The sequence below is a fragment of the Rubrivivax sp. JA1026 genome (genome assembly GCF_011065555.1).
Classification (GTDB): Bacteria; Pseudomonadota; Gammaproteobacteria; order Burkholderiales; family Burkholderiaceae_C; genus Rubrivivax; species Rubrivivax benzoatilyticus.
On sequence record NZ_JAALCQ010000008.1, the window covers coordinates 12,729 to 25,723 of the forward strand.

The 12,995-nt window shown below is 73.2% G+C and carries 10 protein-coding genes and 1 tRNA gene; 2 read left to right on the top strand and 9 right to left on the bottom strand.

The window, feature by feature from the left end; translation table 11 throughout:
• Positions 1 to 88: 88 nt before the first annotated feature.
• On the bottom strand, positions 89 to 1,948 hold the full coding sequence (gene ilvD / locus G5B56_RS13830; RefSeq protein WP_164963572.1) for a dihydroxy-acid dehydratase: 1,860 nt from the start codon (positions 1,946 to 1,948) through the stop codon (positions 89 to 91).
• A 124-nt stretch (positions 1,949 to 2,072) separates the two neighbouring features.
• Positions 2,073 to 2,975: a LysR family transcriptional regulator gene (locus G5B56_RS13835; protein ID WP_164963740.1), complete on the bottom strand. Its 903-nt coding sequence runs from the start codon at positions 2,973 to 2,975 to the stop codon at positions 2,073 to 2,075.
• A 97-nt stretch (positions 2,976 to 3,072) separates the two neighbouring features.
• On the opposite strand from G5B56_RS13835, the gene G5B56_RS13840 reads away from it, so the two are divergent.
• The gene (locus G5B56_RS13840; RefSeq protein WP_164963573.1) at positions 3,073 to 4,632 is read left to right on the top strand and encodes an NADH-quinone oxidoreductase subunit L; all 1,560 of its coding nucleotides are present in this window, start codon (positions 3,073 to 3,075) and stop codon (positions 4,630 to 4,632) included.
• Positions 4,632 to 7,181 (top strand): YbcC family protein, encoded by a 2,550-nt coding sequence (locus tag G5B56_RS13845; protein WP_164963574.1) that lies wholly within the window; start codon positions 4,632 to 4,634, stop codon positions 7,179 to 7,181. Before G5B56_RS13840 ends, G5B56_RS13845 begins: the two co-directional genes overlap by 1 nt.
• Before the next feature lie 11 nt (positions 7,182 to 7,192).
• Here G5B56_RS13845 and G5B56_RS13850 read toward each other — a convergent pair whose 3' ends face one another.
• From G5B56_RS13850 to G5B56_RS13880, 7 genes are all read right to left on the bottom strand, one after another.
• On the bottom strand, positions 7,193 to 7,723 hold the full coding sequence (locus G5B56_RS13850; protein WP_164963575.1) for a DUF2062 domain-containing protein: 531 nt from the start codon (positions 7,721 to 7,723) through the stop codon (positions 7,193 to 7,195).
• The gene (gene nhaR, locus G5B56_RS13855) at positions 7,720 to 8,673 is read right to left on the bottom strand and encodes a transcriptional activator NhaR (protein ID WP_164963576.1); all 954 of its coding nucleotides are present in this window, start codon (positions 8,671 to 8,673) and stop codon (positions 7,720 to 7,722) included. Before nhaR ends, G5B56_RS13850 begins: the two co-directional genes overlap by 4 nt.
• A 155-nt stretch (positions 8,674 to 8,828) precedes the next feature.
• Complete coding sequence (gene chrA, locus G5B56_RS13860) at positions 8,829 to 10,028, bottom strand: chromate efflux transporter (protein ID WP_164963577.1); 1,200 nt, start codon at positions 10,026 to 10,028, stop codon at positions 8,829 to 8,831.
• A 37-nt stretch (positions 10,029 to 10,065) separates the two neighbouring features.
• Complete coding sequence (locus tag G5B56_RS13865; RefSeq protein ID WP_009857980.1) at positions 10,066 to 10,410, bottom strand: hypothetical protein; 345 nt, start codon at positions 10,408 to 10,410, stop codon at positions 10,066 to 10,068.
• 211 nt (positions 10,411 to 10,621) lie between these two features.
• On the bottom strand, positions 10,622 to 11,638 hold the full coding sequence (locus G5B56_RS13870; RefSeq protein WP_164963578.1) for an STAS-like domain-containing protein: 1,017 nt from the start codon (positions 11,636 to 11,638) through the stop codon (positions 10,622 to 10,624).
• 345 nt (positions 11,639 to 11,983) lie between these two features.
• Positions 11,984 to 12,071, bottom strand: a tRNA-Ser gene (locus tag G5B56_RS13875).
• 65 nt (positions 12,072 to 12,136) lie between these two features.
• A complete protein-coding gene (locus tag G5B56_RS13880) occupies positions 12,137 to 12,961 on the bottom strand; it encodes a symmetrical bis(5'-nucleosyl)-tetraphosphatase (RefSeq protein WP_164963579.1) in 825 nt (274 codons plus the stop codon).
• Positions 12,962 to 12,995 lie beyond the last annotated feature (34 nt).

The window sequence follows — 12,995 nt, forward strand, 5'->3', positions numbered from 1 at the left end:
TGTTTGCGCTGTCGCAACCGAGTGCGCCGCTGCGGCATGCAGCGCGCGGCGCGAATCGGTGTTAGCCGGGCGCCGGGCCCGGCCCCGTTCAGCCTTCCAGCTTGGATAGGTCGCGCACCGCGCCCTTGTCGGCCGAGGTGGCCAGCAGCGCGTAGGCCTTCAGCGCCGCCGAGACCTTGCGCGGGCGCGGCTGCGCCGGCTTCCAGCCGAGCACGTCCTGCTCGGCGCGGCGCGCGGCCAGCGTCGCCTCGTCGACGAGCACGTCGATGCGGCGGTTCGGGATGTCGATGCGGATGCGGTCGCCGGTCTTCACCAGGCCGATCGTGCCGCCGGCCGCGGCCTCGGGCGAGCAGTGGCCGATCGACAGCCCCGAGGTGCCGCCGGAGAAACGGCCGTCGGTCAGCAGCGCGCAGGCCTTGCCCAGGCCCTTGCTCTTGATGTAGCTCGTCGGGTAGAGCATCTCCTGCATGCCGGGGCCGCCCTTCGGGCCTTCGTAACGCACGACGACGACGTCGCCGGCCAACACCCGGTCGCCGAGGATGTGCTCGACGGCCTCGTCCTGGCTCTCGACGACGTGCGCCGGGCCTTCGAAGACCAGCAGGCTGTCGTCGACGCCGGCGGTCTTCACGACGCAGCCGTCCTCGGCGAGATTGCCGTACAGCACCGCCAGGCCGCCTTCGCGCGAGAAGGCGTGCTCGATGGCGCGGATGCAGCCTTCGGCGCGGTCCAGATCCAGGCTGGGCCAGCGGCTGGCCTGGCTGAACGCGACCTGGCTGGGGATGCCGGCCGGGCCGGCGAGGTAGAAGGTCTTCACCGCGTCGCTGGGCGCGCGCGCGATGTCCCATTCGTCGAGCGCGTGCTTGAGCGTCGGCGCGTGCACCGTCGGCACGTCGGTGTGCAGCTTGCCGGCGCGGTCGAGCTCGCCGAGGATGGCCATGATGCCGCCGGCGCGGTGCACGTCCTCGATGTGGTACTTGTTCGTGTTCGGCGCCACCTTGCACAGCTGCGGCACCGAGCGCGACAGGCGGTCGATGTCGGCCATCGTGAACTCGATGCCGGCTTCCTGGGCGATGGCCAGCAGGTGCAGGATGGTGTTGGTCGAGCCGCCCATCGCGATGTCCAGCGTCATCGCGTTCTCGAAGGCCTTGAAGCCCACCGCGCGCGGCAGCACCGATTCGTCGCCGCCTTCGTAGTAGCGCCTGGCGAGTTCGACGACCAGGCGGCCGGCGCGCTTGAACAACTGCTCGCGGTCGGCGTGCGTGGCCACCACCGTGCCGTTGCCCGGCAGCGAGAGGCCCAGCGCCTCGGTCAGGCAGTTCATCGAGTTGGCGGTGAACATGCCCGAGCAAGAACCGCAGGTCGGACAGGCCGAACGTTCGACCTCGGCGACGGTCTCGTCGGAGACCTTGGGGTCGGCGGCCATGATCATCGCGTCGATCAGGTCGAGCTTGCGGAACTCGACGGTCTGCGTCGCCGGGTTGGCGAGCCGCGTCTTGCCGGCTTCCATCGGGCCGCCGGAGACGAAGACCACCGGGATGTTCAGCCGCATCGCGGCCATCAGCATGCCCGGGGTGATCTTGTCGCAGTTGGAGATGCACACCAGCGCGTCGGCGCAGTGCGCGTTGACCATGTACTCGACCGAGTCGGCAATGATGTCGCGGCTGGGCAGCGAATACAGCATGCCGTCGTGGCCCATCGCGATGCCGTCGTCCACCGCAATGGTGTTGAACTCCTTGGCGACGCCGCCGGCGGCCTCGATCTCGCGGGCGACGAGCTGGCCCAGGTCCTTCAGGTGCACGTGGCCGGGCACGAACTGGGTGAAGCTGTTGGCGACGGCGATGATCGGCTTGTCGAAGTCGCCGTCCTTCATGCCGGTGGCGCGCCACAACGAACGCGCGCCCGCCATGTTGCGGCCGGCGGTGGAGGTCTTGGAACGGTAGGCGGGCATGGGCGGCACTCGTGGCTGGGGTTGTCCTGGCGGCGACGGCCCCGCGCCGCGGGGCGGGCCGACCCGGGATTCTCGCGCAGGCCCGGGCGGCCGAAGAGGCCCCCCGGCCAGCGTTGACAACTCGTCAAGGCTGGGCGGACGGCGCCGGATGCGGCGCGAGCAGGCGCTCCAGCCGTTCCATGCGGTGCCGGTGCAGCGTCGTGATGGCGTAGAAGTTCTCCTGCAGCTGCGCCGAGCGGCCGACGGTCACCAGCACGCCGGCCTGCAGCTCGTCCTGCACCACGACCTCGGGCAACACGGTGAGCCAGCCGCTGTCGCGCGCCACCAGGCGCAGCATCGCCATGTCGTCGACCTCGGCGCGCAGGCGCGGGGCGACGCCGGCGGCCACGCACAGCGCGTCGAACTGCCCGCGCAGCGCATGGCGCGGCCCCGGCACGGCCAGCTCCAGCCCGCCGAGGTCCTCGGGCATGCGCAGGCTGCGCCCCTGCCAGGCCGCCGCCGGGCCGACGAGCGAGATCGCCTGGCTGCCCAGGAAACGGCAGTGCAGCGGCCGGTCGGGGTCGGCCGGCACCGCCTCGTTGGCGAGCACCACGTCGAGCTGGTGCTGCAGCAGGCGGCGCAGCAGCTCGTCGAGCATGCCGGACTCCAGCGTCAGCGTCACCGCCGGGTCGGCGAGCAGCGGCCGGATCCAGTTCTCCTGGTAGTTGCGCGACAGCGTCGCGACGCTGCCCACGCGCAGCCGCACCGTGCCCTGGCCGCGGCCCTGCAGCCGGCCCAGCAGGTCCTGGCCCATGCCGAAGATGTTCTCGGCGTAGGACAGCACCAGCTGGCCGGTGTCGGTCAGCACGAGGCGGCGGCCGGTGCGCTCGAACAGCGGCTCGCCCAGACGCTCCTCGAGCTGGCGGATCTGGCTCGACAGCGCCGACTGCGACACGTGCAGCTCCTTCGCCACCTGCGTCAGGTGCCCCGCCTTGGCGACACGCCAGAAGTACAGGAGGTGGTGGAAGTTCAGCTGCTCGACGTAAATCATTCTTTATAAAAGATCAAAACGTTCGCATCAATGAATTTTACAGAACGTGAGGCGGCCGGCACCATCGCCTGGCCTGTCTGCTGGAGACCCGACGATGAAGCTCGTGAGCCTGCTGTGGCCGGCCTGCAGCCTGCTGCCGGCCGTGCTGATGCTCGCCGCCGTGCCGCTTCGGCGTGACGCCGACGTGGCGGCGGCCTGGGCGCGCTGGCGGGTGCTCGCGGTGGCCGGCGTCGCCGCCGCCGCCGCCGCGCTGGGCCTGCAGCTCGCCGCCGGGCCGGGCACGGCCGCGCTGCCGCTGCCGGGGCTGGCCGTCACGCTGGCCGGCGCCTGGATGGCGCTGCTGGTGCAGCTGCTGGGCACCGTCATCGGCGTGTTCTCGTCGCGCTATCTGCAGGGCGAGCCCGGCCAGCCGCGCTACGTGGCCGCGCTCGCCGGCGTGCTCGCCGCGGTGCAGGTGCTGCTGCTGGCCGACCACTGGCTGGTGCTGATTGCCGCCTGGGCCGGCGTCGGCGGGTGCCTGCAGCACCTGCTGTGCTTCTATCGCGATCGGCCGTTCGCGCTGCTGGCGGCGCACAAGAAGCGTGTCGCCGACCGTCTGGCCGACGTCCTGCTGGTCGCCGCCGCAGCGCTGGCCTGGACCGAGGTCGGCTCCGGCTCGCTGTCCGATCTGGGGCGCCACCTCGAGGCCGCGGCGCCGTCGGCGGCGCTGCAGGCCGGCGCCGTCTGTCTCGTCCTGGCGGTCGTGCTGCGCACCGCGCTGCTGCCGGTGCACGGCTGGCTGATCCAGGTGATGGAAGCGCCGACGCCGGTGTCGGCGCTGCTGCACGCGGGTGTCATCAACCTCGGCGGCTACGTGCTGATCCGCTTCGCGCCCTGGCTGGACGCGGTGCCGCTGGCGCGCTGGCTGCTGGTCGGCATCGGCCTGGCCACCGCGGTGCTCGCCGGCCTGGTGATGCTGACGCGCGCCAGCGTCAAGGTGCGGCTGGCCTGGTCGACGGTGGCCCAGATGGGCTTCATGGTCATGGAGTGCGGCCTGGGCCTGTACACGCTGGCGCTGCTGCACCTGCTCGGCCACTCGCTGTACAAGGCGCATGCCTTCCTCGCCGCCTCCTCGGCCGTCGACACGGCGCGGCTGCGCACGATGCACGGCGGCGCCGAGCCGGCGCTGGCCAGCCTCGTCGTCGCGCCGCTCGCGTCGGCGGCGGTGATCGCCGGCCTGCTCGCGCTGCAGGCCGAGCTGGTGCCGGTGCCGGCCTGGCCGTGGTGGTGGAGCGGCGTGCTGGCGCTGGCCTGGGCGCCGCTGTTCTGGCAGCCGGCGAGCCGGCATCCCGACGCTCCCGGGGCGCTGCACGGCGCGCTCGCCGGTGCCGCCATGGTGGCCGCGCTGGCGGCGGCCACCGTCGCCGGTCACGCGCTGCCGCTGGGCCCGGTTGACACGCCCGACGGGCCGGCCGGCGTCGTGGCGCTGGCCGGCCTGGCGCTGCTCTACGCGAGCCTGGTGCTGTTGCACGCCCGCCCGGCGGCGCTGGCCTTCTGGCGCCGCTGGAGCTACGCCGGCTTCTACGTCGACGAGGTCGCGACACGCGCCGTGCTGCGCCTGTGGCCGACCCGCTGGACCGCCGCCACCGATGGACCCGAGACGAGGATTCCGTGATGCAGACCCTGCTGGCCCCCGGCACCGAACCGTCCGCCCACCGCGAGCCGCCGCGGCCGTCCGACGCCGACGTCGACCGGCGCATCGACGCCGCCTGCGCCCAGGCCTGCCGCGCCATCGCGCCGGCCTGGCCGCTGGATCGCGCCATCGCCGTCAACCCGCACTGGGAGCGCATCGGCAGCAGCGTGCGCCGCGTGGCCGCGCGGCTGGCGGTGCTGGGCGACATCCGTGTCTTCCCGCCGCGCGAGCGGCTGCGCGAGGCCTGGGCCTCGGGCCGCATCAGCGCCGCCGACCTCGACGCGGCGCTGGCCCGGCACCCCGACGCCCGCGCCGCCGGTCTCGACGCCGCCCAGGCCGTGGCGGCCCTCGACCGGGCGCCCGGGCTGCCCCGGCTGCCGCTGCTGATCGACGTGCTCGACGACGATCCGCAGGGCCGGCGCCGGCTGTCGTGGCGCCAGGCCGTCACCCACCAGGTGAGCCAGGTCTGCGCCGCCTACTTCGACCGCCACCAGGCCGACTGGCAGCCCGAGCGCCCGGGCGGGCTCTACGCCTTCTGGCGCGACACGCTGACCCACGACCACGGCATCGGCGCGCTGATGGGCCTGCCCGAGCTGGCGCGCGGCCTGGCCGCGCTGCCCGCCACGCGCGTGCAGGCCGAACGCTGGGTGCTGCGCCGGCTCGGCCTGGCCGAGAAGGCCTGGGCCGACTACCTCGAGGCGGTGCTGCTGACGGTCAACGGCTGGGCCTCGTGGTGCGCCTATCTCGCCTGGGAGGCGCGCCTGGCCGGCCGCGACGACGAGCACCTGCGCGACCTGCTCGCCATCCGCCTGGCCTGGGGCGCGATCCTGCTGGAATGCCGCGACGACCGCGCGGCGCAGCGGGCTTTCGTGGCGCTGCAGGTGGAGTGGGAAGGTGCGCCCGGGCGGCTGCAGCAGGCCGAGGACGCCTTGCGGGTCGACGAGGTCTGGCAGCTCGCGTACGAGGCGGGCTACCAGCGCGACCTGGCCCGCCGGCTTCGTGCCGTCGCGCCGGCACCGGTCGAGCCGGTGTCCGCGGCGGGCATCGAAGTCCAGGCGGCGTTCTGCATCGACGTGCGCAGCGAGCGGCTGCGGCGTGCCGTCGAGTCGGTCTGGCCGGCCGTGCAGACGATCGGCTTCGCCGGCTTCTTCGGTCTGCCGGTGGCCTACACGCCGCTGGCCACCGAGGCCCGGCGCCCGCAGCTGCCCGGGCTGCTGGCGCCGGTGCTGGACGTGAGCGAGCGTGTGGCCGCCACGGCGGCCGACTTCGGCCCGGCGGGTGACACGCTGCAGGCCCCGGCGCGCCGGGCGCGGCTCGGGCGCTTCGCGGCGGCCGGGCGCTGGGGCGCCGGCACCGTCTGGCCGAACGCGGCCTTCTCGTCGGTGGAGGCGGTCGGGCTCGGCTACCTGGGTCGCTTGGCGCAATGGCTGCGCCCGCCGGCGGCCGCGCGGCGCCCGCTCGACGGTGCCGGCCACGCGCCGCGCTACCGGCCGCTGTGCCGGCCGGTGCTGGCTGGCCTGGACCTCGGCGCGAAGGTCGAGCTCGGTGCGCGCGTGCTGCACACGATGGGGCTGGACCGCGGCCTCGCGCCGCTGGTGCTGCTGGTCGGCCACGGCAGCCAGAGCGCGAACAACGCGCAGGCCGCGGCGCTGGACTGCGGCGCCTGCTGCGGCCAGACCGGCGAGGTCAACGCGCGCGTGCTGGCGCGGCTGCTCAACGAGCCGGCGGTGTGCGCGGGCCTGCGCGCCCGGGGCATCGCCATGCCGGCCGACATGGCCTTCGTCGCCGCGCTGCACAACACCACCACCGACGAGATCGAGGGGCTGGACCTGGACCTGCTGGACGCCGCCGCGCGGGCCCGCTGGGCGCGCCTGCAGGCGGTGTTCGTGCAGGCCGGCGACCAGGTGCGCCGCGAGCGTGCGGCGGCGCTGGGGCTCGATGCCCGGCGGCCGCACGCGGCCCTGCTCGAGCAGCTGCGCCGGCGCGCCAACGACGGCGCGCAGACCCGGCCCGAGTGGGGCCTGGCCGGCAACGCCGCCTTCCTCATCGCGCCGCGCTCGCGCAGCCGGGGCGCCGCGCTGGACGGCCGCGTCTTCCTGCACGACTACGACCCGGCCCACGACGCCGACGGCAGCGTGCTGGAGCTGCTGATGACCGCGCCGATGCTGGTCACGCACTGGATCAACTGGCAGTACCACGCGTCGACCTGCGACCCGCAGCGCCTGGGCAGCGGCAACAAGCTGCTGCACAACGTCGTCGGCGGCCGCATCGGCGTCTTCGAGGGCAACGGCGGCGACCTGCGCATCGGCCTGGCGCGGCAGTCGCTGCACGACGGCAGCCGCTGGCGGCACGAGCCGCTGCGGCTGACGGTGGTGATCGACGCGCCGGCCGCGGCCATCGAGCGTGTGATCGCCGGCCACGCCGCCGTGCACCGGCTGGTCCACCACGACTGGCTGCACCTCTGGCGCTTCGCCGACGACGGCGGTTTCGAGCGTTACGTGCGCGGCTGCTGGAGCATGGTCGCGGACTGAACGCGCCGCGTTCAGCGCTGCCGCCGGCGCCGCTTCCAGAGCACGTTGAGCCGCCAGACGGCCGAGACCACGAAGTAGGTCGTGATGCCGACGCCGGTGGCCATCAGCGCCAGCCCCAGCAGCAGCGGCTTGCCGACGCCGAGGATGCGCCCGACCGCCTGCTGCCACCAGCCGGCGTCGGCGTCGGGCTCGACCTCGGCCTCCACGAGCGCCGGCGGCGGCTCGGGCTCGCCGAGCACGGCGCTGCCCAGGCGCCAGGCGGCGTAGTACAGCGGGCCGAAGGTCAGCGGATTGGTCACCAGCGTGCTGGCCACCGCGGCCGGCACGTTGGCGCGCAATGCCACGGCGGCTGCCGCGCTCAGCGGGATCTGCGCCAGCGGCACCAGCAGGCCGAAGAAGAAGCCCAGCGCCATGCCGAGCGCCAGGCCGCGCCGGCTCAGGTGCCACAGCCGCGGGTGGTGCAGTGCCGGGCCCAGCCAGCGCAGCCAGCGGTTGGCGCGGATCGACTCGGCGTCGGGCAGCCAGCGTCGCAGCGGCTTCACGCGCCGGCCTCCCCGGCACGGCGCGCCGCCGCGCGCGCGCCACGCCCGCCCTGCAGCGTGTGGAACAGCTCGGCGCGTGCCGAGCGCGTGATCGCCAGCACGCAGGGGTGGGTGATGCGCCGCTCGACCGAGATCGCGTAGAAGTCCTCGCGCACCTCGTCGATCGTGCCGACGCAGCGCACCTGCAGCCGCGACTGGATCTCGTCGGCCAGCACCGCCGGCGCGAGCAGGTAGCCCACGCCCTGGCGGCCGAACTCCTGCGCCAGCGCGCTGTCGTCGAACTCGGCCACCACGCGCGGCCCCAGCCCCTGGCTCTCGAACCAGGCGCGCAGCCGCTGGCCCACCGCCGTGTCCTCGCCGGGCATCAGCAGCGGCGCGCCGTCCAGGCAGGCGGGGAAGGGCGGCTCGCCGCCGGCCAGCAGCGACGGCGCCGCGAAGACGCCGATCGCCGAGCCGCCCAGGTGGTGGCTGAAGGCCTTGACGCTGACCGAGTGGGGCACCGGCGCGTCGGCGATCACCAGGTCCAGCGTGTGCATCGCCAGCTCGGACAGCAGCCGGTCCAGGCGCCATTCGCGGCAGACGATGCGCACCGGCTGCGCCACCTTCAGCGCCGGCTCGACGAGGTGGTAGGCGATCGACTTGGGCACCGCGTCGGCCACGCCGACGCGGAACTCGAGCGTGCGGCCCTTCAGCGTGCGCTCGCGCACCGCGGCCTCGAGTTCGGCGCCCAGCGAGAAGATCTCGCGCGCGTAACCCAGCGCCAGGTGGCCGGTGTCGGTGAGTTCCAGCCGCCGGCCCACCTTCTCGAACAGCGGCCCGCCCAGCCGGTCGGCCAGCAGCTGGATCTGGCCGCTGATCGTCTGCGGCGTCAGGTGCAGCTGCCGGCTGGCCGCCGCCACGCTGCCGGTCTCGGCGACTTGCAGGAAGTAGTGCAGGTGCTTGTAGTTCACGGCGGGCGCGTTCTCCCCTGGGCCGGCCGGTGCTGCGGCGCGGGCGTCATCAGATTTGTGCGACGGTTCGGCCGCGACCCATCGAGTCTACGTTCGAGCGCGAGGCGCGCCGCGTGTTCCGTCCGGGCCGCTCGGCGGCGGCGTTTGCGGGCCCTTCAGCCCAGCAGCGCGCCGGCCGCCGCGCCCAGCGCGACGACGATCACCGGCGACACGCGGCCCCAGGCCAGCAGCCCGAAGGCCGCCAGCGCCAGGCCGAAGTCGGCGCGGCTGCCGATGGCGGTGGTCCAGACCGGGTCGTACAGCGCCGCCAGCAGGATGCCGACGACCGCGGCGTTGACGCCGGCCATCGCCGCGCGCACCGCGTCACGCCGGCGCAGCGTGTCCCAGAACGGCAGCGCGCCGACGACGAGCAGGAACGCCGGCACGAAGATCACGACCAGGAACACCAGCCCGCCGACCCAGCCCGCGAGCGGCCCCTGCGCGACCGCGCCGAGGTAGGCCGCGAACGTGAACAGCGGCCCGGGCACCGCCTGCGCCGCGCCGTAGCCGGCGAGGAAGGCGGCGTCGTCGACCGCGCCGGACGGCACGACGGCGGCCTGCAGCAGCGGCAGCACGACGTGGCCGCCGCCGAAGACCAGCGCGCCGGCGCGGTAGACGCCGTCGACCAGCGCCCAGCCCGGTGAGCCGGTGGCCGCGGCGAGCAGCGGCAGCCCGAGCAGCAGCGCCGCGAACAGCGCCAGCGCCGCGACGCCGGCCGCGCGCGGCACGCGCCAGACCGCCTGCGGCCCCGGCGGCGCTGGCGGCAGCTTCAGCAGCCGCCAGCCGACGAGGCCCGCGGCGACGATCACCGCCAACTGGCCCGGCGCCGACGGCAGCGCCAGCGTCGCCAGCGCGGCCAGGAGGGCCAGCGCCGCGCGTGGCCGGTCGGGGCACAGCGTGCGCGCCATCGTCCACACCGCCTGCGCGACGACGGCCACGGCCACCACCTTCAGCCCGTGCACCGCGCCCGACGCGGCGAGGCCGGGGTGGCCGGCGATGCCGTAGGCGAATGCGATCAGCGCCAGCGCCGACGGCAGCGTGAAGCCCAGCCAGGCCATCGCCGCGCCGGCCCAGCCGGCGCGCAGCAGCCCGAGCGCCATGCCGACCTGGCTGCTGGCCGGGCCCGGCAGGAACTGGCACAGCGCGACGAGCTCGGCGTAGCTGCGTTCGTCCAGCCAGCGGCGGCGGCCGACGAACTCGGCGTGGAAGTAGCCCAGGTGCGCGACGGGGCCGCCGAACGAGGTCAGGCCGAGCTTCAGGAAGGCCAGCAGCACCTCGACGGCGCTGCCGTGCCCGGCCCGAGTCGGCGACGGCATCACGGCGCTGGTGCGTGCCGCGCGCCGTGCCGGCCGCTCAGTGCGTGCGGCCGGTGCGTCCGGCCAGATCCGTCCCGCTGATGCCGGCGAACAGCTGCGCGGCCTTGACCTTGATCTCCAGCAGTTCGTCGGCGCTGACCGAGTACTGCCCGGAGGTGCGGTTGACGGTGACGCCGAACTCGACGTCCTTGCCGGCGTTGGACAGCGTGCCGCTGGTGAACTCGTAGTCGTCGCGCTCCCAGGGGTGGCCCTGGGTGGCGACATCCCAGTCGTGGTACTCGATGCGCCCGATCTCGCCGCTGGCGAGGTTCAGGCGAGCGCTGGCGGTGACGACGTCGTCGGCGAGTTCGTCGGTGAGGGTGATCGGCACATGCAGGTCCATGGGGGGATTGTCCGCTGAATCGGGGGCAGGGCGGCGAAGGGGATGGCGGGGCCGTGAAGGGAGGCCGGCCGTACCGCTCGCGCTGTGACCGCGGAGCCGGGGTGCAAACCTGATCGCCGATCGCCCCCGCCTGCTCGTCCTCCGCAGGCCACTGGGCGACGCAAGATGGACGGCGCAGCGGGGTTTGCAAGCGATGCGCGCGTCGTGTACCTCAGGAGGCGCGGCTCGCGGCCCGGGCCCGGGAGACCATCGACTTCACCTCTGGCGTCATGTTGGTCGGGACCAGAGTGGTCTGCGGGTGCGCTCGCTGGAACACCCGGAACACTTCGTCGGCGAACGCCTGGCCGATCTCGGCGACGCCAGCAAAGTCCAGGATCACCGTCTGAAAGCGATCGAACCGCATCGTCAGGCGCTTGGCCTGAGACCGGGAGACCAGCTTCTCGCCTTCGTGCTGAGCCAAGCGAACCGGCACGATCGTCTTGGCGAAGGTGTATTCGTCGGGCACGGCGAACTTGTCGAACACCTCTCGCGTGGTGCGCGTGCTGTCGTTGGCCAGTTTCATGAGCACCGTGGTCCCCGGTGCATCCCCATTCGATTCGAGCAGAACATCGGCCTCGTCCGAGTCGTGCGCGAAGTGCAGTCGCCCGGACCGGATGTCGAAGCAGTCGAACACCTTCGACGAGAAGAAGATGCCTTCGCCCGAGTGGTTGTCGGGATCGGTCGTGAACTTCCCCTTGGCCAGCTCGAGGATCGCCTCTCGCTGGTCGAACAGCCCAAGCGCCCTCTGGATGCGCAGGAAGATCCCTTCGCCATCGTCCACGACCCAGGCCTGCGTGAACAACCCGTTTCGTCGCATGCGGATGTGCACCTGCGGCGATCCGGAGTGATCGACGGCGTTGTTGATCATCTCCGTCATGCCGTAGCGCCAGACATCGCGCACGTTCTCCGCGAGATCGGCCACCAAAGGGTGCAGGTGCTGTTGCCACACCCTGTCTTCCGATAACCCGACACGGTCAAAACTCTGCCGAACCTCCTTCAAGGTTTGCAGCTCGTAGCGAACGCCGGCCCCGTGCCCCTCTCGTCCCAGCAGCCCAGCCTTCATGGCCTTCTGGAGTCGCGCGCTGGCCGCTTGACGCGAGATGTTCAGGGCACTCGCCAGCCTCCCCGCAACATTGCGCGGGTCCTCGTCGACGAGCCGAAGCATGAGGGTCGTGTCTGGGCTGTTCATGCGCGAATGGTAAAGCGGCGACGGAATAATTGGAAAGTTCTTGGCTAGAAAAGGTAAAGTACGCGTCGCCGGTTCAGGGCGTGCGCGTGCGCAGCACCTCGCTGCGCCCACGGAGGCAACGTTGCATCAGGGATGGTGGAGCGTTCGCCGACGCAGCGGCCGTCCCGAGAGCGAGGATCTCGGTCGGACGCACTTGAATCGTCGGTCTGCGCGAACGGGCCGCCGACGCGCAGCCAGAGATGATCGGACGGGACTCGTCCGCTGCCGCTGAACTGTCTGCCAGGGCTGGCCGTATGGCAGGCGAGGCCTCAAGGGCGTCCCGAGTGCCTGTTGCCATTGGATGTCTGGCGGAAGCGGTGAGATTCGAACTCACGGACGGTTGCCCGTCGCCGGTTTTCAAGACCGGTGCAATCGACCACTCTGCCACGCTTCCAGGGTCGTCCGGCCTTGCGCCGGAGCCCTCGATTCTAGGTCGGCGCGCGGCCCTTCGGCGCCGGTTCAGGCGCCCGGCCGCTGCGCCTGGCTGCAGCCGACCTGCACCAGCTCCTGCCGGCCGCCGTCGACGCGCACCGCGCTGAGGCGGCCGCCCCAGACGCAGCCGGTGTCCAGCGCCATCAGATCGGGCTCGACCACCAGGCCCAGCGTGCTCCAGTGGCCGAAGGCGATCGGCTCGCCGGTGGTCTTGCGGCCGGGCACCTCGAACCACGGCATCAGCCCCGGCGGCGCCTCGGCGGCGCCGTCCTTGGTCTTGAAGTCCAGCGTGCCGTCGGCGCGGCAGAAGCGGATGCGCGTCAGCGTGTTGACGACGAACCGCAGCCGGTCGGCGCCTTGCAGGCCGTCGTCCCAGCGCGCCGGCTCGTTGCCGTACATGCGCTGCAGAAAGGCCGGCAGGGCCGGGCCGCGCAGGCAGGCCTGCACCTCGGCGGCCAGCGCCAGCGTCCTGGCCGTGTCCCACTGCGGCACGACGCCGGCGTGCACGCACAACCAGCCGGCCTCGACGTGCGCCAGCGGGCGCTGGCGCAGCCAGTCGACCCAGGCGTCGGCGTCGGGCGCGGCCAGGATCTCGCCCAGCGTGTCGTTGCGGTGCAGCGGCCGCACGCCGTGCGCCACGGCCAGCGTGTGCAGGTCGTGGTTGCCCAGCAGGCAGACCGCGGCGTCGCCGAGGTCGCGCAGCCGGCGCAGCACGGCCAGGTTCTGCGGGCCGCGGTTGACCAGGTCGCCCAGCACCACCAGGCGGTCGCGCGAGGGGGAGAAGCCGATCTCGGCGAGCAGGCGTTCCAATGCGTCCGCACAACCCTGCACGTCGCCAGCGAAGAAGATCATGGCGCGGATTCTGCTACGCTCGCGCGCCTCCCCA

Excerpts from the sequence above, each read along its gene's own strand:
- ilvD (WP_164963572.1), bottom strand. The coding sequence starts at position 1,948 with ATGCCCGCCTACCGTTCCAAGACCTCCACCGCCGGCCGCAACATGGCG.
- G5B56_RS13840 (WP_164963573.1), top strand. The coding sequence starts at position 3,073 with ATGAAGCTCGTGAGCCTGCTGTGGCCGGCCTGCAGCCTGCTGCCGGCC.
- G5B56_RS13845 (WP_164963574.1), top strand. The coding sequence starts at position 4,632 with ATGCAGACCCTGCTGGCCCCCGGCACCGAACCGTCCGCCCACCGCGAG.
- chrA (WP_164963577.1), bottom strand. The coding sequence starts at position 10,028 with ATGCCGTCGCCGACTCGGGCCGGGCACGGCAGCGCCGTCGAGGTGCTG.
- G5B56_RS13865 (WP_009857980.1), bottom strand. The coding sequence starts at position 10,410 with ATGGACCTGCATGTGCCGATCACCCTCACCGACGAACTCGCCGACGAC.
- G5B56_RS13870 (WP_164963578.1), bottom strand. The coding sequence starts at position 11,638 with ATGAACAGCCCAGACACGACCCTCATGCTTCGGCTCGTCGACGAGGAC.
- G5B56_RS13880 (WP_164963579.1), bottom strand. The coding sequence starts at position 12,961 with ATGATCTTCTTCGCTGGCGACGTGCAGGGTTGTGCGGACGCATTGGAA.